Source organism: Streptomyces siamensis (assembly GCF_039543605.1).
Taxonomy (GTDB): Bacteria; Actinomycetota; Actinomycetes; order Streptomycetales; family Streptomycetaceae; genus Streptomyces; species Streptomyces siamensis.
On the sequence record NZ_BAABKB010000002.1, the window covers coordinates 425,950 to 444,789 of the forward strand.

Annotated in this window: 14 protein-coding genes and 1 pseudogene; 10 read left to right on the forward strand and 5 right to left on the reverse strand. The window is 73.7% G+C overall.

Annotation, left to right across the window (positions count from 1 at the left end; genetic code table 11):
* The first annotated feature begins 123 nt into the window (after positions 1-123).
* The 3 genes from ABEB03_RS04630 (at position 124) to ABEB03_RS04640 (ending at position 3,032) form a co-directional block, all read left to right on the forward strand.
* Complete coding sequence (locus tag ABEB03_RS04630; RefSeq protein WP_345641531.1) at positions 124-402, forward strand: hypothetical protein; 279 nt, start codon at positions 124-126, stop codon at positions 400-402.
* On the forward strand, positions 403-2,679 hold the full coding sequence (malQ, locus tag ABEB03_RS04635) for a 4-alpha-glucanotransferase (protein ID WP_345641533.1): 2,277 nt from the start codon (positions 403-405) through the stop codon (positions 2,677-2,679).
* A gap of 113 nt (positions 2,680-2,792) precedes the next feature.
* Positions 2,793-3,032, forward strand: coding sequence for a hypothetical protein (locus tag ABEB03_RS04640; protein WP_095934379.1), 240 nt, complete (start codon positions 2,793-2,795; stop codon positions 3,030-3,032).
* A 257-nt stretch (positions 3,033-3,289) separates the two neighbouring features.
* Here ABEB03_RS04640 and ABEB03_RS04645 read toward each other — a convergent pair whose 3' ends face one another.
* Positions 3,290-3,895: a TetR/AcrR family transcriptional regulator gene (locus ABEB03_RS04645; protein WP_345641537.1), complete on the reverse strand. Its 606-nt coding sequence runs from the start codon at positions 3,893-3,895 to the stop codon at positions 3,290-3,292.
* A gap of 179 nt (positions 3,896-4,074) precedes the next feature.
* On the opposite strand from ABEB03_RS04645, the pseudogene ABEB03_RS04650 reads away from it, so the two are divergent.
* Positions 4,075-5,652, forward strand: a pseudogene (locus ABEB03_RS04650) (FAD-dependent monooxygenase); the annotation flags it as partial.
* A gap of 15 nt (positions 5,653-5,667) precedes the next feature.
* On the opposite strand, the gene ABEB03_RS04655 reads toward ABEB03_RS04650, so the two are convergent.
* Positions 5,668-6,285: a MarR family winged helix-turn-helix transcriptional regulator gene (locus ABEB03_RS04655; RefSeq protein WP_345641540.1), complete on the reverse strand. Its 618-nt coding sequence runs from the start codon at positions 6,283-6,285 to the stop codon at positions 5,668-5,670.
* Between the two features lie 196 nt (positions 6,286-6,481).
* Between ABEB03_RS04655 and ABEB03_RS04660 the strand changes: the two genes are divergently transcribed.
* The 5 genes from ABEB03_RS04660 to ABEB03_RS04680 all read left to right on the forward strand — a co-directional run bounded on the left by ABEB03_RS04660 (position 6,482) and on the right by ABEB03_RS04680 (position 12,010).
* On the forward strand, positions 6,482-7,441 hold the full coding sequence (locus ABEB03_RS04660) for an EamA family transporter (RefSeq protein WP_345641543.1): 960 nt from the start codon (positions 6,482-6,484) through the stop codon (positions 7,439-7,441).
* A gap of 161 nt (positions 7,442-7,602) precedes the next feature.
* Positions 7,603-8,586, forward strand: a complete 984-nt coding sequence (locus ABEB03_RS04665; protein ID WP_425589199.1) for a DMT family transporter — start codon at positions 7,603-7,605, stop codon at positions 8,584-8,586.
* A gap of 22 nt (positions 8,587-8,608) precedes the next feature.
* Entirely contained in the window at positions 8,609-9,523 is a 915-nt protein-coding gene (locus ABEB03_RS04670; protein ID WP_345641549.1) for a LysR substrate-binding domain-containing protein, read from the forward strand.
* A gap of 116 nt (positions 9,524-9,639) precedes the next feature.
* Positions 9,640-11,121 carry a sigma-70 family RNA polymerase sigma factor gene (locus ABEB03_RS04675; RefSeq protein WP_345641552.1) on the forward strand — a complete coding sequence of 494 codons (1,482 nt, stop codon included), beginning with the start codon at positions 9,640-9,642 and terminating at the stop codon, positions 11,119-11,121.
* A gap of 103 nt (positions 11,122-11,224) precedes the next feature.
* Positions 11,225-12,010 carry an SDR family NAD(P)-dependent oxidoreductase gene (locus ABEB03_RS04680; protein ID WP_345641555.1) on the forward strand — a complete coding sequence of 262 codons (786 nt, stop codon included), beginning with the start codon at positions 11,225-11,227 and terminating at the stop codon, positions 12,008-12,010.
* Here the strand turns inward: ABEB03_RS04680 and ABEB03_RS04685 are convergent.
* Entirely contained in the window at positions 11,985-13,163 is a 1,179-nt protein-coding gene (locus tag ABEB03_RS04685) for a hypothetical protein (RefSeq protein ID WP_345641558.1), read from the reverse strand. The two genes, ABEB03_RS04680 and ABEB03_RS04685, sit on opposite strands and share 26 nt — an antisense overlap.
* Positions 13,160-14,578 carry a ThiF family adenylyltransferase gene (locus ABEB03_RS04690; RefSeq protein WP_345641561.1) on the reverse strand — a complete coding sequence of 473 codons (1,419 nt, stop codon included), beginning with the start codon at positions 14,576-14,578 and terminating at the stop codon, positions 13,160-13,162. Before ABEB03_RS04690 ends, ABEB03_RS04685 begins: the two co-directional genes overlap by 4 nt.
* A 358-nt stretch (positions 14,579-14,936) precedes the next feature.
* Between ABEB03_RS04690 and ABEB03_RS04695 the strand changes: the two genes are divergently transcribed.
* Positions 14,937-16,202, forward strand: coding sequence for a M14 family zinc carboxypeptidase (locus ABEB03_RS04695; protein WP_345641564.1), 1,266 nt, complete (start codon positions 14,937-14,939; stop codon positions 16,200-16,202).
* 33 nt (positions 16,203-16,235) lie between these two features.
* On the opposite strand, the gene pepN is transcribed toward ABEB03_RS04695, so the two are convergent.
* On the reverse strand, positions 16,236-18,815 hold the full coding sequence (gene pepN, locus ABEB03_RS04700; RefSeq protein WP_345641567.1) for an aminopeptidase N: 2,580 nt from the start codon (positions 18,813-18,815) through the stop codon (positions 16,236-16,238).
* Positions 18,816-18,840 lie beyond the last annotated feature (25 nt).

An 18,840-nucleotide genomic window follows, 5' to 3' on the forward strand; every position in this document is an offset into this window, starting at 1 on the left:
GTACGTCTGCCATCGCGTCCGCTGGGTAGGGCTGCGTTGACCGCCAGGGCCGGAGCGCGCGGCACGACTTTGCGGGAACCGCCCTGGGCCGCCGTACTCGACGTACTCGACAAGGAGGCCCCCGTGGCCGCATCGGCACACCTTCTGCTCTCGGCCCTCTCCAAACGCGAGGCGGAGCTGTCCGCCGAGCCCGAGGGCGCCTACCTGTGCCTGCTCAGCGCCGAAGGCGCCTGCGCGGAGGCGCCGTTGACCAGCGAACCCCCGCTGCCCGACGCCGAACCGCTCACCAGCGAGCCGCCGCTCACCGACGCCGTGCCCCTGACCAGCGAACCCTCCCCCCAGCTCTCGGCCTGCCCCGACCAGGGGGCGCCCCCCTACCCCGGCGCCGTGTCGGAGGTCTAGATGCCACCTCGCCGGCCCGCCGAATCAGCGCAGGCGCCGTCACCGACGCCCCTGTCGCGGCTCGGTGACCTGCACGGCGTCGCCACGTCCTACGAGCCGTCCCCGGGCCGTACGGTCGCCGCGTCCGAGACCGCGCTCGTCGCGGCCCTGGCGGCGCTCGGCGTCGACGCGGGCACCCCGGACGCCGTGCGCGCCGCCCTCGCGGCGCGGGAGGACGCGCTGAAGGGACGGCTGCTGCCGCCGACAGTGGTGTCCTGGGGCGAGGGTGCCCCCGCCGCGCTGGCCGCCCTGCCGGACGGAACCCGGCTCCGCATCGTGACCGAGCAGGGCGAGACCCGCGCCCGGCCCGAACAACTCCCGCCCGGCGTACACGCCCTGCACGCCGCCGCGCCGGACGGCCGCACCGCCGACGTCCACCTCGTCGTCGCGCCCGCCCGGCTGCCCGCGCCGCCCGGACGCGCGTACGGGCTGCTCGTCCAGCTCTACTCCCTGCTGTCGCGCCGCTCCTGGGGCATGGGCGACCTCGGCGACCTCGGGGAGCTGACCGCCTGGGCGGGACGGGCGCTCGGCGCCGGGTTCGTCCAGGTCAACCCCCTGCACGCGGCCGTGCCCGGCACACCCACCGACCCGTCCCCCTACCGGCCCTCCTCCCGCCGCTTCCCCGACCCGGTGCACCTGCGCGTCGAGGACATCCCCGAGTACGCGTACGCCGACGGCTGCGACCGCTCGCTGCTGGAACGCGCCGAACGGCTCCGCGACTCCGTACTCACCGAAGGCGCCCTGATCGACCGCGACGCCGTCTGGGAGCTCAAGCGCGAGGCGCTCGAAGCCGTGCGCGCGGTGCCGCTCGGTCCCGGCCGGCAGGCCGCCTACGCCGACTTCCTCGCCGAAGAGGGCGAGGCCCTGGAGGACCACGCCACCTGGTGCGCGCTCGCCGAGCTGTACGGCTCCGACTGGCGACGCTGGCCACCCGGCCTGCGCGACCCCCGCTCGTCCGAAACCGCTCGCGCCCGGGGTGAGTTGATGGACCGCGTCGACTTCCACAGCCGCCTCGCCTGGCTCACCGACGCCCAGCTGGCCGCCGCGCAGCGGGCCGCGCGCGACGCGGGCATGTCGGTCGGCCTCGTGCACGACCTGGCCGTCGGCGTCCACCCCGACGGCGCCGACGCCTGGGCCCAGCAGGAGTACTTTGCCGCGGGCATGTCGGTCGGCGCGCCCCCGGACGCCTTCAACTCCCGCGGTCAGGACTGGGGTCTGCCGCCCTGGCGCCCCGACCGGCTCGCCGCGTCCGGCTACGCCCCCTACCGCCGCCTCCTGCGTGCCTTGTTCCGGCACGCCGGCGCCCTGCGCATCGACCACGTCATGGGTCTGTTCCGGCTCTGGTGGATCCCGCAGGGACACCCGCCCACCGAGGGCACGTACGTCCGTTACGACGCCGAGGCCATGCTCGCGATCCTCACCCTGGAGGCCTCCCGGGCCGGAGCGCTGGTGATCGGTGAGGACCTCGGCACCGTGGAGCCCGGTGTGCGCGAGACGCTCCAGTCGCGCGGGGTGCTCGGCACCTCGGTGCTGTGGTTCGAACGGGACTGGGACGGCGACGGGCTCCCGCTTCCCCCCGAACGATGGCGCGCCGACTGCCTGGCCACCGCGACCACGCACGACCTGCCGTCCACCGCCTCCCGGCTCACCGGCGACCATGTCGAACTCCGCGACCGGCTGGGCCTGTTGACCGGGTCCCTGGAGCAGGAACGGGCCGCGGCCGCAGCGGACGCCGGGGAGTGGCTGGCGCTGCTCGCCCGGCTCGGGCTGCTGCACGGCGCGAGCGGCGGGTGCGCGGCGGTGTCGGAGGAGGCCGAGATCCAGGCCGTGCACCGCTTCCTGCTGCGCACCCCGGCCCGGCTGGTCGGCGTCTGGCTCCCGGACGCCGTGGGCGACCGCCGTCCGCAGAACCTGCCCGGCACCTGGGACCAGTACCCCAACTGGCGCCTGCCCGTCGCCGACGCCGAGGGCCGGCCGGTGACCCTGGAGGACCTCGCCGCCTCGCCGCGGCTGCACGCCCTGATCGACGTGGTGCGGGGGCGCGCCGCGGGGGATCGGGTCGTGCGGGACGACGCGGGTGCGGCGGACGGTTCGGGCCCGCGGGACGGCACGGCTGCGGGGGACCGAACAGGTGCGGGGGACCGCACGGGTGCGCGGGACGGCGCTGGTGCGGGAGGCGGCCGAGGGGCGGGGCCGGTTCCGGAGGCCGGCGGAAAGACGGCCGGGACACCGGCCTGAGGGCGAGCGGGGCCCGCGCCCCGGGCCCAGCGGAGGGGCGCCCTCCGGCCCCGGGGCCTCCGTACGGCACCCCCGGGCGCGCGACTCATTCAGGTGTTCGCTACGTTTGCACCGTGGACAAGAAGAACGCCCTGCGCGCCGGCGCCCTGGCTGCCGGTACGACGCTGATGATGCTGCTCATGTCGTCCCCCGCGCTCGCGCTGACCCGCGACGACGGCGACGACCCCGGCACCGGCCTGAGCGTGATCGACACTCTGGGTCTGTACGTAGCTGCGCCGATCGTGCTGTTCCTGGTCATCGCCGGCCTCGTGATGGTCCTCGACAAGTCCGACAGGCCGCAGAAGCAGAGCTGACCCGGGTACACCGGTTTCTTCACTTCCGTCGAGGGAGTCCGCGCACGTGTCGCGCGGGCTCCCTCGATGTGTTTGTCCCCCGTCCGGGGCGCTTCCCGCGCCGGCCCGTAGAGCCCAGCCCCACCGCGCCCGCACGCGCCGGTGGCGCCGGATCCGCACGCGCTCGTGGCGCAGGGTCCGCACGCGCTCGTGGCGCAGGGTCCCCCTCGTGGGGCAGGGTCCCCTCGTGGCGAGGGTGATCGGATCGGAGTCGCGGCCTACGGATGCGGCGCCGTCAGATACCGCTGGACCGTCGGGCCAAGCCAGGCCACGATCTCCGCACGGCTCAGCGCGACGGCCGGGCCGATCCGCAGCACGTAGCGGGTGAGCGCGAGCCCGAGCAGTTGCGAGGCGCACAGCGCGGCCCGTACCGGCGCCTGCTCGGGATCGGGGCAGGCGCGCCGTGCGACCGGCGTGAGCTGGTCCTTGAAGATGGCCTGGAGGCGCTCGGCGCCCGCCTGATTGGTGACACCCACCCGGAGTATCGCGGTGAGGACTCCGTTCTCCTCCCACAGGTCGAGGAAGTGGCTCACCAGCACCCGGCCCACGTCCCGCGGATCGAGGCCCGCCGGGTCCGGCAGCCGCAGGTCGACGTCGAGGACGGCGGCGAACAGCCCGTCCTTCGAGCCGTAGTAGCGCATGACCATCGACGGGTCGATCCGGGCGTCCCTGGCGATGGCGCGGATGGTGGCGCGCTCGTAGCCGTCGGCGGCGAAGCGGGCGCGTGCCGCGTCGAGGATCGCGGTGCGGGTCGCGTCGGAGCGGCGGGGCGCGGGCGCGTCCGTCGCCGCCGACGTGGGCGCGGGGTGTTCCTTGAGTGCCATGCCAACGACCGTAGGCCAACACGTGTTGACAGTCCAGTGAGGTCGTCCTATGTTGGCAAACGAGCGTTGGCCAACAAGCGTTGGCAAGCCAGGGAGTGCGGATCGGTCGACAGGCGCTGCGGGTCAACCACGGTTGGCCCACCACCGTTGGCCGACAGGTGTTGGCATCGGAGGTCACCATGAAGGACCACACTCGGAACGCACAGTTCATGCGCCACACGCATGACGACCGGCCCGCCGAGCCCCGCGCCACCGCCGGGGACGCCATCGCCGGGGACGCCATCGCCGGGGACGCCGGCGCCCCTCGCCGCGCGGCGGCGCGCCCCACCGCCGACCCTCGCGGTGTCCTCGTCGTCGGCTCCGGCCCCACCGGGCTGCTGCTCGCCGGTGACCTCGCCACCGCCGGCGTTCCCGTCACCGTCGTCGAGAAGCGGCCGCACAGGATCAGCAACCTCTCCCGGGCCTTCGTCGTGCACGCCCGCACGCTGGAGCAGCTCGACGCCCGCGGCCTCGCCGACGACCTGGAGCGCAAGGGCCGGCGGCTCGACCGTCTCCAGCTCTTCGGCGCGTTCTCCCTCTCGCTGGACACCCTCCCCTCCCGCTTCAACCACCTGCTCGTGATCCCGCAGTACGAGGTGGAGAAGGTGCTGGTGCGCAGGGCGGAGGACGCCGGGGTGCGGTTCCTGTACGAGACCGAGGTGACCGGTCTGAGTCAGGACGCGGACGGCGTGACGCTGACGGTCCGCCGTCCGGACGGCGCGGCCGCGGAGCTGACGGCGGCGTACGTCGTCGGGGCCGACGGGATGCGCAGCGTGGTGCGGACGGCGGTCGGGCTGCCGTTCCCCGGCAAGTCGGTGATCCGGTCCGTGGTGCTCGCGGACGTCCGGCTCGACGAGGAACCTGAGTCGGTACTGACCGCCGCCGCGGTCGGCGACGCCTTCGCCTTCCTCGCTCCCTTCGGCGACGGCTACCACCGGGTGATCGGCTGGCATCGCGGCCGGGACGTCCGCGACGACGAGCCGCTCGATCTCGACGAGGTCAAGGAGATCACCCGGCTCGCCCTCGGCCGCGACTACGGCATGCGGGACGCCCGCTGGATGTCCCGCTTCCACAGCGACGAACGCCAGGCGCCCGCCTACCGGGTGGGCCGTGTCCTCCTCGCCGGTGACGCCGCGCACGTGCACACCCCGGCCGGCGGCCAGGGCATGAACACCGGGCTCCAGGACGCGGCGAACCTCGGCTGGAAGCTGGCCGCCGTCCTCGGCGGACACGTGGACGCGGCCCTGCTGGACACCTACCAGGCGGAGCGCCACCCGGTCGGCCGGGCCGTGCTGCGCAGCAGCGGCGGCATCGTGCGGCTCGCGATGGCCAAGTACCCCTGGACGCTGGCGCTGCGCACCGGGCTCGGCGCGTTCCTGAGCCATGTCGGCCCGGCCCGGCGCAGGGCGCTCGGCCGGATCACGGGCATCGGGTACGCGTACGGGGCGCCGCACGGCTCCCACCCGCTGGTCGGCCGGCGCGTCCCGGACCTCGCGCTGAGGAGCGGCCGGCTCTACGAGGCGCTGCGCGGCGGCCGGTTCGTCCTGATCGCCCCGCGGCCCCTCACCGCGCAAGGCCGCGCGGACCGCCTCGCGGTGGAGCGGTGGGCGGACGGCAGGAGCACGACGGTGCTGGTGCGGCCCGACGGATACGTGGCCTGGGCCGCGGAGTCCCCGGACGCGGCGGCGGTCGAGGCGGCGCTCACCACCGCGCTGGGCGCGCCGGACGACCGCCTAGACGGCAGTGCTGGTCAGCAGACGGCGCAGCAGGTCGGCGAGTTGGGCGGCCCGGGCCTCGTCGAGGCCGGCGAGCGCGTCGGTCTGGACGGCGAGTCCCGCCCCGACGGCCTCGTCGATCAGGCGCAGTCCCTCGTCGGTGAGCGTGACCTGGAGTCCGCGCCGGTCGTGCGGATCGGGTGACCGGCGCAGCAGTCCGGCGCGCTCCAGCTTGTCCAGGCGTCCGGTCATCCCGCCGGTGGTGAGCATGAGCGTCGCCGAGAGCTGCCGGGGGGAGAGCGTGTACGGGGTGTCGGAGCGGCGGAGCGTGGCGAGCACGTCGAACTCGCCCCGGGAGATCCCGAAAGGCGTGTAGGCCTTCTCCATCCGGTCGCCCATCGCCCGCGAGAGCCGGAAGATCCGCCCGAAGACCTCCATCGCGGTGGTGTCGAGGTCCGGCCGCACGGCGGCCCACTGCTCGATGATCGCGTCGACGGCGTCCTTGTCGGCCGGGACCTCGGCCGGGACCTCGGTCGGGTCCTCGGTCAGGTCCTCGGTCGGGTCCTCGACCGGGCCCGTGGAGGCCTGGGCGGAGTCGTCGACGGAGTTCTCGACGGGGTCCTTGGGGGTGTTCATGCGGGTGAGTATCCGCCGAGGCCGGATCGGTCGCAAGAAAGTAGCTCACAAGAGAGTGGATGGACACTGAGTAGATCAGTGAAAAGCGGCTTGACGATAAGTAGCTTGCGACTAAGCTACTTAGTGTCGAGCCGCTCGCGGTCGATGTGCTTCTCCTGGCCCAGTTCTCGCCGGTCTACTGGAAATCGGGTGTCCCATGGCCATGAACCGCCCCACTCTCATAGCGCTCACCGCGCTCGCCCCCGTGTCCTGGGGCAGCACGTACGCCGTCACGACCGAGCTGCTGCCGGCCGACCGCCCCCTGTTCACGGCGGTGATGCGCGCCCTGCCCGCAGGATTGCTCCTCCTGGCCCTCGCGCGGGTGCTGCCGCGCGGCATCTGGTGGGGCAAGGCGGCGGTGCTGGGCGCCCTGAACATCGGTGCCTTCTTCCCGTTGCTGTTCCTGTCCGCGTACCGGCTGCCCGGCGGCATGGCCGCGGTGGTCGGCTCCGTGGGCCCGCTGTTCGTCGCGGGGCTCTCGGTGCTGCTGCTCGGCGACCGGCCGACCCTCCGCACGCTCCTCACCGGTGTCGCCGCGGCCCTCGGGGTCAGCCTGGTCGTGCTGAAGGCCGCCGGGGCCCTCGACGCGGTGGGTGTGCTCGCCGCGCTCGCCTCGACCGCGTCGATGTCCACGGGCACCGTCCTCACCAAGCGCTGGGGGCGCCCCGACGGGGTCGGACCGCTGGCGCTCACCGCCTGGCAGTTGACGGCCGGCGGACTGCTGATCGCGCCGCTCGCACTCGCGGTCGAGGGTGCGCCGCCCGCGCTGGACGGCCGCGCGGTCGGCGGCTATCTGTACCTGGCGCTGGCGAACACGGCCCTCGCCTACTGGCTCTGGTTCCGCGGCATCGGGCGGCTCTCCGCCACCCAGGTCACCTTCCTCGGTCCGCTCTCGCCGCTGACCGCGGCGGTGATCGGCTGGGCGGCGCTGGGGCAGGAGCTGACTCCGGTGCAACTGGCGGGCATGGGGCTCGCGTTCGGGGCGACCGTCCTCGGTCAGCTCCGGCCCCGCCCGGTGGCGGTCAGGACCGTCTCCGGCTCCGGATCTTTCAGTTCTGCTGAAGAAAATGCTCGAAAAGATTCGATGGACGTGACGGTTTCCGCTTTGCGACGGTAGCCGGGCGACCCACCCGACCACCGGAGAGGCGAGGGATACACGTGACAGTCCTGGACCGGACGAGAACGCAGGGCCTGCCCGCAGGGGCCGCCGGGTCCGTCGAGAGCACCGAGCCCGAGAAGAGCACCTGGCTCGCCGACACCACCGAGCCCGTCGCCCCGTTGGAGTCCGTCGAGTCCGTCGAGTCGGCCGGGGCCGCCCAGCCGTCCCCGGCCGCCCAGCCGTCCCCGGCCGCTCGGCCGGGCAGGACCGGAGCGGTCGCGGGGAAGGGCCCGGTCGGACTCGGTCTCGCCCTCGCGGCCGTCGCCACCGTCGTCTGGTCCGGCAGCTTCGTCGCGTCGCGCGCCCTGCACGACAGCGTGCCGCCCGTCCAGCAGGCGTTCTGGCGCTGGGTCGTCGCGCTCGCGGTGGTCGCCCCCTTCGCGGCACGGGAGACCTGGCGGCAACGGCCCCTGATCCGCGGACACCTCGGTCACCTGCTGCTCGCCGCGCTCCTCGGCGTCACCGTCTACAACACCCTGGTCAACCAGGCGGGCGTGTCCACGTCCGCCGGCACCATGGGCATGATCATGGCCGCGTCGCCAGTCCTGATGGCGGTGTACGAACGGCTCGGCGGCGCACGCCTCGGCGCGCGCCGGGTCGCCGGCATGCTGATCGCCTGCGCGGGCGTCCTCCTCCTGGTCGGCGGTGGCCCCGCGGCGTCGACGGACTTCACGGAGGGCGACCTCTGGATGATCGCGGCGGCGACGTGCTTCGCCTCGTACAGCGCGCTGCTGCGCCGCGGGCCCGCCGAACTCGGCGGTCCCGTCTTCCTGTTCACCACCTTCACGCTGGGCACGGCGATGCTGCTGCCGGTGTTCGTGCTGAGCGTGGTCGTCCAAGGGGCCTTCACCCCGGCCCCCGGGACGGTCGGCCCGCTCCTCTACGTCGGGGTCGCCTCCTCCGCGGTCGCCTTCTTCACCTGGAACAAGGCGATCTCACTCATCGGCGCGGCCCGCGCCGGAACGGTCTACTATCTCCAGCCGGTCTGCGTGACCGTCCTGTCCTACGCGCTCCTCGGTGAACGCACCACGGCCGAGCAACTGCTGTGCATGGCAGTGATCCTGGGCGGAGTCGTCCTGGGTACCGCCTCCCGGGCCCGCTGAACTCCCGGGACAGGTTGCCGCCATGGCCGATTACGACAAGTGGGACATCAGGAAGCTGGAGATCCTGCGGACGCTGCGCGAGCGCGGAACCGTCACCGCGACCGCCCGGGCCCTGCTGATGACCCCCTCGGCCGTCTCGCAGCAGCTGACCAACCTCGCGAAGCAGCTCGGTGTGCCCCTTCTGGAGGCGCAGGGCAGACGGGTGCGGCTGACCGACGCGGCGGAACTCGTACTGCGGCACGCCGAGGCCGTCTTCGAGCAACTGGAGCGCGCCGACGCCGAGTTGTCCGCGTACGCGCACGGCGAGGTGGGGCAGGTGCGGGTCGGGGCCTTCTCCACCGCCGTGCCCGCGCTCGTCGTCCCCGCCGTACGGGCGCTGCGGTCGGCGCGGCCCGGGATCGCCGTGCAGGTGCGGGAGGCCGAGGCGGCGGAGGCGTACGAGCTGCTCGGCGCCGGGGCGGTGAACGTCGCGCTGTCCCTGGCCGCGCAGGCCCCGACGGCGACCGACGCCCGCTTCACCCGGGTGCCGCTGCTCGCCGACCCGCTCGACCTGGCGCTGCCGCACGGCCATCCGCTCGCCACCGCGCCGGACGTGCGGCTCGCCGACTTCGCCGCCGAGTCGTGGATCTTCGGCGGGAGCGGCCCGTGGTCGGACATCACGCGGAGCGCGTGCGAGGCGGCCGGGTTCAGCCCGCACCAGGGTCACTCCGCGGCCGGGTGGACCGCGATCCTCGCGATGGTCGAGGCGGGGATGGGGGTGGCGCTTGTGCCGCGGATGGCCGCGGCGCGGCGGGAGGGCGTGGTGATGCGGGAGCCGGCGGGGGAGCGACCGCATCGGCACGTGGTCGCGGCGGTGCGCCGCGGCGCGGAGGAGGCGGCCGCGGTCGGGTTCGTGCTGGGAGCGCTGCGGGAGGCGGCCCGGGGGCCGGACCGGTAGCCGGCGGTCCCGAGTACCGGTCGTTCGGGGCGGGGTACCGGTCGTTCGGGGGCGGGAGACGCCAGGAGACGTATAGCGTCACGTCGTCCCTGTGTGACGCAATCGCCGGAGGCCTCATGGACGTCGACGCCGTGTGCCGCAGCTGCGGGAAGTCCCTGCCCGGCCGGTCGGGGCGCAAGGGCAGGAGCTCGCTGTACTGCTCCGCCGCCTGCCGTCAGAAGGCCTACCGGGACCGGCGGACCGAGCCCGTGGACACCGTGCGCGGACTGATCGACGAGGTGGCCCGGCAGGTCGACGCGCTGGTCCCGCAGCCGCCGTCGGTCTTCTACTCCGGTGTGACGGCACTGTCCTCGTCCGTGGGCCGGCTGCGACGCGTCGCCCGCGTCGCACGGGACACCGCGCACCGGGACCGGGACGCCCGCGAGGATCACAAGGCCGGCGAGGCCCCCGAAACCCGGCCGGATTCCGTAACGGGGGGCGCCGTTACGGAATCCCCGGCCGTGCGGACGGCCGCGGCGGACCCCGGCGGCACGGTGACCGGCGCCCCGGAGTCCGGGCACGGCGGAACGGTCGCGGCGGGCCCCGCCTCCGCGCAGGCCGGACACGGCGAAATCCCCCTCGCGGAGGGAGACTTCGCCGCCCTGGTCGAGTCGTACCGCCGTGAGCTGCGTGTGCACTGCTACCGGATGTCGGGCTCGTACGACGACGCGGAGGACCTCGTGCAGGAGACGTTCCTGCGGGCCTGGCGGGCGCGGGACGGTTTCGCCGGCCGGGCGAGCCCGCGGACCTGGCTGTACCGGATCGCGACCAACGCCTGTCTCGACTTCCAGCGGCGCACCGCACGCCGCCCGCAGCGCTACGAACCGCTGCCCGGCATGAACCACGGGGACGCAGAGCCGCCCGCCCGCGTCACCTGGCTCCAGCCGTACCCCGACGAGGACCTGCCCTCCGCGGAGGAGCAGCCGGACGCCCGTGCCGTCTCCCGGGAGACCCTGGAACTCGTCTTCCTCGCCGCCGTCCAGCACCTGCCGCCCCGCCAGCGCGCCGTCCTCGTCCTGCGTGACGTGCTGGGCCTCGCCGCCGCGGAGACCGCCGAGGCACTGGAGATGACGGTGGCCTCCGTCAACAGCGCCCTGCAACGCGCCCGGCCCACGCTGCGCGACCACCTGCCGCGTCGCCGCGCCGACTGGACCGCCGAGGCGGACGCCCGTGAACGCGAGGTCCTGCGGCGCTACATGGCCGCCGCGGAACGCCTCGACCTCGACGAGATCGCCACCCTGCTCAGCGAGGACATCACGCTCACCATGCCGCCGAACCCCTTCTGGTTCGTCGGCCGCGAGGCGCTCACCGAGTTCCTGCGCCCGAGCCTCGATCCGGCCTCGCCGATGTTCCTCGGGGACTGGCGCCATCTCCCCGCACGGGCCAACGGGCAGCTCGCGGCCGGGGGTTACGTCAGGCGCCCCGGGACCACCGTGTACCGGGCGCAGGTCCTCGACGTGCTGCGCATCGAGGGCGACCGCATCGTGGAGATCACCTCCTTCGAACCGCACCTCTTCCCGGCGTTCGGCCTGCCGTTGCAGCTCCCCGCCGACCGGTGAGGGCCGGGGGCACGACCCGCGACCGATGAGTGACCGGAGGTTCGTACGTCTCCATGACCGACCCGTACGAACGGTTCGTGCGACCTGCCTCCAGGAGATCATCATGCTGCTCACCGACAAGACCGCGATCGTCTACGGCGCGGGCGGAAGCATCGGCGGCGCCGTCGCCCGCACCTTCGCCCGCGAGGGCGCCCGCGTGCACCTGGTGGGGCGGACGGCGGCCACACTCGACGCGGTGGCCGAGGACATCGCGGCGGCCGGCGGCCGGGCGGGGACGGCGGTGCTGGACGCCCTGGACGAGGCGGCGGTCGAGGCGCACGCGGCGTCCGTGGCCGCCGGCGGCGGAATCGACGTCTCCTTCAACCTGGTCACGCGCGGCGACGTGCAGGGCATGTCCCTCCTCGACATGCCCGTCGACGACTTCGTGGCGCCCGTCGTGACCGGCATCCGCGCCAACTTCGTCACCGCCCGCGCCGCGGCCCGGCACATGGCCGAGCGCGGCTCCGGTGTGATCCTCACCCTCAACAGCGGTTCCGCGCACGGCAGTCCGATGATGGGCGGCACCGGGCCCGCGGACGCGGCGATCGACACGCTGGTCCGGAACCTGGCGGTGGAGCTCGGACCGCGCGGACTGCGCGCCGTGGGCCTGTGGGCGGCCGGTGTGCCCGAGACGCTGACCAAGGAGAAGCTCGCCGCGGTCGACAGCGGCATGGGCCTCGACGAGAACGCCGTCCAGGGGCTGCTGGCCCACCTGGCGGGCATGCGGATGACCCGCCGCAACCCGACGCTCCCCGAGATCGCCGCCACCGCCGCCTTCCTCGCCTCCGACCACGCAGGCGGCATCACCGGCACGTTCGTCAACGTCACCGGGGGGATGTTCCCCGGCTGATCCTGCGCTCGCGGCGCCCGCGCCACCAGGTGCGGGCCCACAGCAGATGGATGCCGCCCAGGGCGACGACGACCGCCGCGGCGTCGAGGTTCCGCGCCACCGGCTCCCCCGGGCCCAGCCGGGTCACCGCACGCGCGAACAGCGTGATGTCCGCGGGCAGGGTGACGGTCGCGAGGAACGCGAGACACAGCGTGGTGCCGACGACGAGCACCACGCTGTACGCGCGCACGGCCCGCCGCTCGTGCCGCGGGAGCCCGAGACTGGGGTCGGACTCCCCGGTGCGGCGCAGCAGCCGCCGTGCCGCGTACTTCGTGTACGCCACCCCGTCCCCGTACAGGTCGCGGCAGCGCGTCACGTCCTGGAGCACGAAGTACAGGTCCGTGCGCATGAAGACCATCAACTGGAAGGGGAGCGGCAGCAGGGCGAGCAGGGCGACGGCGGCGAGGATCCGCCGGGCCGTTCCGTCGGCGGCGCCCGCGCCGAGCGCGGCGAGGCAGGACACGGTCAGATTGGTCGCGATCCCGGCGAGGTACGCGGTCAGCCGGTGGCGGCGCGGGGCGAGTTCGATACCGCTGATGTCCGTCTGCACGACCAGGAACTGGAGCCGCGTGCCCAGCCGCATCCGGCCCGGAACGCCGGTGGCGCGCGCGGTCATCAGATGCGCGCACTCGTGCAGGAACAGCAGACTCCAGCCCACGCCCGCGCCGAGCGCGATGACCGCGCTGCCGTGCGGGCTCCACAGCAGGGTCCGGTAGCTCAGCGGGACCGGCGGGCGGGCGAGCAGGGTCACCGCGATCAGCAGGCCGACGAGGGCGGGCACGACGGGGCTCAGCGCCCAGCGCACATGCCGCGGCCGTATCCCGGCGAGCGTCGGCTTCGGCGGGGCGGGCTGCGGCACGGCCCGGCCGTCCACCTCGGCGACGAACCCCAGCCCCAGCAGCGCCTCCACGAAGTCCGGTACGTCGATCTCGTCGCCGGTCTCCACCCGCAGCCGTTCCCCGACCTCGGCGGCGCTCAGCCCCTGCGCGAGCAGGTCCAGCGCCTGCTTGCCGACCTCGGGCAGGGCGACGAACCGGCCCGTGGCCATCCGCCCGACGATCCATTCCTCGCCGTCGGGACGGGAGTCCAGCGCGTGCAGGCGGACGTGGGTCACTCGGCCACCCCGCCCGCCCGGTCGCCGCAGGCCGCGCAGTCGAGGTGCCGTGGGGTGCGCTGGAGGACCGGGTCGCCCGGCAGCATCAGGTTGATCCCGAAGCGGAAGCCGGGTTCGAGGGCCGGGACCCCGGTCAGCAGGGCGAGGGCGGCATGCGCGAGCAGGCCCCCGGAGAGTCCGGCGGTGACGGCGCTCGCGGGGTTCCACGGCATGCGCGGGGAGGCGACCTCCGGGTCCTGGCCGGGCGCGAGGCGCAGATCGCGGCGGGCCGCCTCACCGGCGCGCAGGCACTCCCAGCAGGCGCCCCGGCCGGGCACGTACACGCCCGCCGTCACCAGTGGGCCGCGGTATCCGGCGTCGGCCCACGGCAGGCCTGCGGCCAGACAGACCCGGTTCGCCCAGCGGCGGATGTCGTCGGGCCGGTCGGCGGCGAGGACGAGCAGGTCGTAGGCGGACGAGCGAGGCCCGCCGCCCGGCACCGCGGCGGACGGGTCCGGCAGGCGGGCGTCGTCCGGTGGCCCCGCGGCGGGTCCGGACGGGTCAGGGTCCCGGGCGCCGGACATGGAGTGCTGGGCCAGGCCGCCGGGGTCCAAGTCCCCGGGAGCTGTCGCGAAGTGCGGGGACAGGCCGTCGAGGTCCGGGGCGCCGGACCCGGAGTGCGGGGCGAGGCCGCCGCGGCCCGGGTCCCCGGGGGCGGCAACGAGGTGCGGGTCCAGGCTGTCGGAGTCCTCGTCCCGGGGGCCGGCCACGAGGTCCGCCAGATCCTCCGGCCCCCGGACCTCGCGGCGCTCCCCGGTCACGGTGACGTCCGAGTTGACGGCCCGCAGTGCGGCGACCGCCGCCTCCACCTTGGGGCGGCCGATGTCGGACTCGCGGAACAGGGGCTGGCGATTGAGGTTCGAGAGCTCCACGACGTCCGGGTCCACGCAGTGCACCCGTCCGACGCCGGAGGCGACCAGACTCTGCGCGGCGTGACCGCCCGTGCCGCCGACGCCGATCAGCAGCACACGCGCCCGGCGCAGCCGCAGTTGGGCGTCCCACGGGTTGCCGCGCGGGGCCAGGTCCATCCAGCGCAGCAGCGGCACCCCGCGGCTGTAGCGGACCCGTTCCCGCTCGGGCAGCGGCACGGCCGCGCCCGCGTCGTCCACGAACCCGGCGGCGAGCAGGTCCGCCATCGCCTGGCGGGCGTCCTCGCCGGGGAGGTCCGGGTGCGCCCGCACCACCTCGTCGACCACCGCGCCCGGCCCGCGTGTCCCGTCCATCGCCTCGACCAGCGTCCAGACCCAGCCCTGCGGATCGGCGATCTCCGCGCCGATGCCGTGAATGACGCTGCCGATGCGGACATTGCCGTCGACCGTGCGATAGGCGCGGTGCTCGGGCTTGATGCGGGGCAGCCGGAGTGCTTCGACCGTCACTGTCACCAGGATCCCTCCCGTTTACAGGCACATGCCTTGACACTCTGGTCCCACGAGTCGAGCCTTGACAAGAGTGGTCGACCATGACGTCGGAGAGCTCAACCCCACAACAGAGGTGAGGAGTTGACGTGCCCACCAAGATCGTGATCCGCCCGCTGGACAAGAAGGAGACCACGGGCGACAGCAGCGGAGGCAACGGCGGCTGAGTGCCCCCGTCGCTCGGACAACACCCTTCAGCACACCCGAGGTCGTGAACGGAGAGGAGTCTGCATGCCTACCAAGATCGTGATTCGCCCGCTGGACAAGAAGGAGACCACTGGGGACAGTAACTCCCAGGGCGCCTGATCGGAGGACCAGCGTGCGGACACCGCTCCATCCGGTCTACCCGGCCGTCGACGAACTGGAGCGGCGGGCCCGCGCGCTGGTCGCCGCGGCACCGCGGGTGCTGCGGCTGCGCCCGGCCGGCGAGAGCCGCTCCGGGCACCCGCTGTGGCTGCTGTCCGCCGGGCACGGGGACCGGCAGATCCTCACCGTCGCCGGCGCGCACGCCAACGAACCGGTGGGCGGCACCTCCGTGCTCCGCCTCGCCACGCTGTTCGCCCACCGGCCCGAGATGCTCGAACGCCTCGGCTGCACCTGGCACTTCCTGCTCTGCCTCGATCCGGACGGCGCACGGCTCGCGCACGGCTGGACACCCGAGGAGCCGCAACCCTCCCTGGAGGAGTGCCATCGCGCCTTCTACCGGCCGGCGTTCGCCCGCCAGCCGGAGTCGCTGCCCGCGCCCGACGAGCCCCGCGCACCGCTCCCGGAGTCGAGGGCGCTCGTGCGGCTGCTCGACGAACTGCGGCCCGTCGCACAGTTCACGCTGCACGGCATCGAGGTCGGCGCGGCCTTCATGATGGCGACACGGGAGGTGCCCGGCGCGGCCGACGCCTTCAGGGGGACGGCCGCCCGCCTGCGGATCCCCCTCGACCGGCACCCCTGCGACGGCCCCGACTGGCGGCTGGACGCGCCCGGCGTCCTGCTGCTGCCCGACGACCGCGGCGGCGGCGAACGGGACCCGAGCGGGTTCGTCGCCGAGAGCACCTGGCTCTACCCCCGCCGGTACGGCACCCTCACCGTCCTGGTCGAGACCCCCGCCTGGTGCGTGCCGGCGATGAGCGACGCACGCCCCGCCGGCGCCCCGGATCGGGAGATCGCGCGCGTCGGCGACGTCCTGCTGGGACACACCCGGGAACTCGCGGAGGCGCTCGGCGACCGGACGGCCGCCGACGTCCCCGACGACCTGATGCCGCTCTACGACGCGGCACGCGAACTCGTCGAGGTGGCACCGTCGATCGTGCGGAGCTGGGCCGCGGAGGAACCGAGCGCCCACCAGGGGCACTTCGCGACCCTCGGGATCTCCGCGCGCCGCATCCCGCTGCGCGCGGCGGCCATGATGCGCCGGGCCCTCGCCCGCACCCGGCCCGACACGGCCGCCGTCCTCGGGGACCTCGTGCGCGAGTGGTGCCAGGAACTGCAGAAGTCGTACGACCTGCGGTGGGTGCCGGTGTCCGCGCAGACCGGACTGCATGTGCGGACCATGCTCGACACGGCCCGTCTGGTGTGCGCGGCGGGCGGGTGACCGGCCCGGTCACCCGCCCGCCGTCGCCTGTTGCTAGGCGGTCGCCGCCTGCGCGTCGGCCCGCTGCGCCTTCAGGGCCCGCTCGACGCCCGAGCGGGACTCCGAGACCAGGCGCCGCAGGGCCGCGTTGGGCTCGGCGGCGGCCAGCCACGCGTCCGTCTTGGCGAGGGTGTCCTCGAAGACCTGCACGGACGGGTAGAGACCGACGGCGATCTGCTGCGCCATCTCGTGCGACCGGGCGTCCCAGACGTCCTTGACCACGGCGAAGAACCGGTCCGTGTAGGGCGCCAGCAGCTCACGCTGGTCGGTCTGCACGAAGCCCGCGATGACCGCCTCCTGCACGGCGTTCGGGAGCTTGTCCGACTCGACGACCGAGGCCCACGCCTCCGCCTTGGCCTCCTCGGTGGGACGGGCCGCACGGGCCGTGGCCGCGTGCCGCTCGCCGGCCGCCGTCCTGTCGCGCTCGTACTCCGCGGCGATCTCCGCCTCGTCGAAGCGCCCGACGGCCGCCAGCCGCTCCACGAACGCCCAGCGCAGCTCGGTGTCGACGGCGAGACCCTCGATGGTCTCGCGGCCCTCGAGCAGCGCCTCCAGGAGGTCCAGCTGCTCCGGCGTGCGGGCGGTCGCCGCGAAGGCACGCGCCCAGGCCAGCTGGTGGTCGCCGCCAGGCTCGGCCGCGCGCAGGTGGGCGAGCGTCGCGTCGGTCCAGCGGGTCAGCAGGGTCTCGCGGGCCGACGGGTCGGCGTACAGCTCGATCGCCAGCTTCACCTGGCGGTGCAGGGACTGCACCACGCCGATGTCGGACTCCTTGCCGATGCCGGACAGCACCAGGGACAGATAGTCGCGGGTCGCGAGCTCCGCGTCACGCGTCATGTCCCAGGCGGACGCCCAGCACAGGGCGCGCGGCAGGGAGGCCTCGAAGTCGCCGAGGTGCTCGGTGACGAAGGCCAGCGAGGCGTCGTCCAGACGCACCTTGGCGTACGACAGGTCGTCGTCGTTGAGCAGGACGACGGCCGGGCGGGCCGTGCCGACGAGCTGCGGCACTGCGGTCAGTTCGCCGTCGACGTCCAGCTCGACGCGGTCGCCGCGCACCAGCTTGCCGCTGCTCGCGTCCAGGTCGTACAGGCCCACCGCGATGCGGTGCGGGCGCAGCGTCGGCTCGCCCTTGGCGCCGGCGGGCAGCGCCGGGGCCTCCTGACGGATCGCGAAGGACGTGATGACGCCGTCCGCGTCCGTCTCGATCTCCGGGCGCAGGATGTTGATGCCCGCGGTCTGGAGCCACTTCTGCGACCAGGTCTTCAGGTCGCGTCCGGAGGTCTCCTCCAGGGCGCCCAGCAGGTCGGACAGGCGCGTGTTGCCGAACGCGTGCGCCTTGAAGTAGGACTGCACGCCGCGGAAGAACTCGTCCATGCCGACGTACGCGACGAGCTGCTTCAGGACGCTGGCGCCCTTGGCGTAGGTGATGCCGTCGAAGTTGACGAGGACGTCGTCCAGGTCGCGGATCTCGGCCATGATCGGGTGGGTCGACGGGAGCTGGTCCTGCCGGTACGCCCACGTCTTCATGGAGTTGGCGAACGTGGTCCACGAGTGCGGCCAGCGGCTGCCCGGCGCGTACGCCTGACAGGCGATGGAGGTGTACGTGGCGAAGGACTCGTTCAGCCAGAGGTCGTTCCACCACTCCATGGTCACGAGGTCGCCGAACCACATGTGGGCCAGCTCGTGCAGGATGGTCTCGGCACGCACCTCGTACGCGGCGTCCGTCACCTTGGACCGGAAGACGTACTGGTCCCGGATGGTCACGGCACCGGCGTTCTCCATCGCGCCCGCGTTGAACTCGGGCACGAACAGCTGGTCGTACTTCTTGAACGGGTACGCGTAGTCGAACTTCTCCTGGAACCAGTCGAAGCCCTGCCGGGTGACCTCGAAGATCGCGTCCGAGTCGAGGAACTCGGCGAGCGAGGGACGGCAGTAGATGCCGAGCGGGACGGACTGCCCGTCCTTCTCGTACACGCTGTGCACCGAGTGGTACGGGCCCACGATCAGCGCGGTGATGTACGTCGAGATCCGCGGCGTCGGCTCGAACGCCCAGACGTCGTCCTTGGGCTCCGGCGTCGGCGAGTTGGAGATGACGGTCCAGCCCGAGGGCGCCTTCACGGTGAACTGGAAGGTGGCCTTCAGGTCGGGCTGCTCGAAGGAGGCGAACACGCGACGGGCGTCCGGGACCTCGAACTGGGTGTACAGGTAGGCCTGCTCGTCGACCGGGTCGACGAACCGGTGCAGACCCTCGCCGGTGTTCGTGTACGCGCAGTCGGCGACCACGCGGAGCACGTTGCGGCCCTCCAGCAGGTTCGACAGCGCGATCCGCGAGTCGGCGAAGACCTCGGCCGGGTCGAGCGCGTCCCCGTTCAGGGTGACCTCGTGGACGGTCGGGGCCACCAGGTCGATGAAGGACTCCGCGCCGGTCTCGGCGGAGTCGAAGCGCACCGTGGTCACGGACCTGTAGGTGCCGCCCTCCTGCGCGCCGGAGAGGTCGAGATCGACCTCGTACGAGTCAACGGTGAGCAGCTTCGCGCGCTGCTGCGCCTCTTCGCGGGTCAGGTTTGTGCCAGGCACGCGGTCATCTCCTCGTTATGTGTGG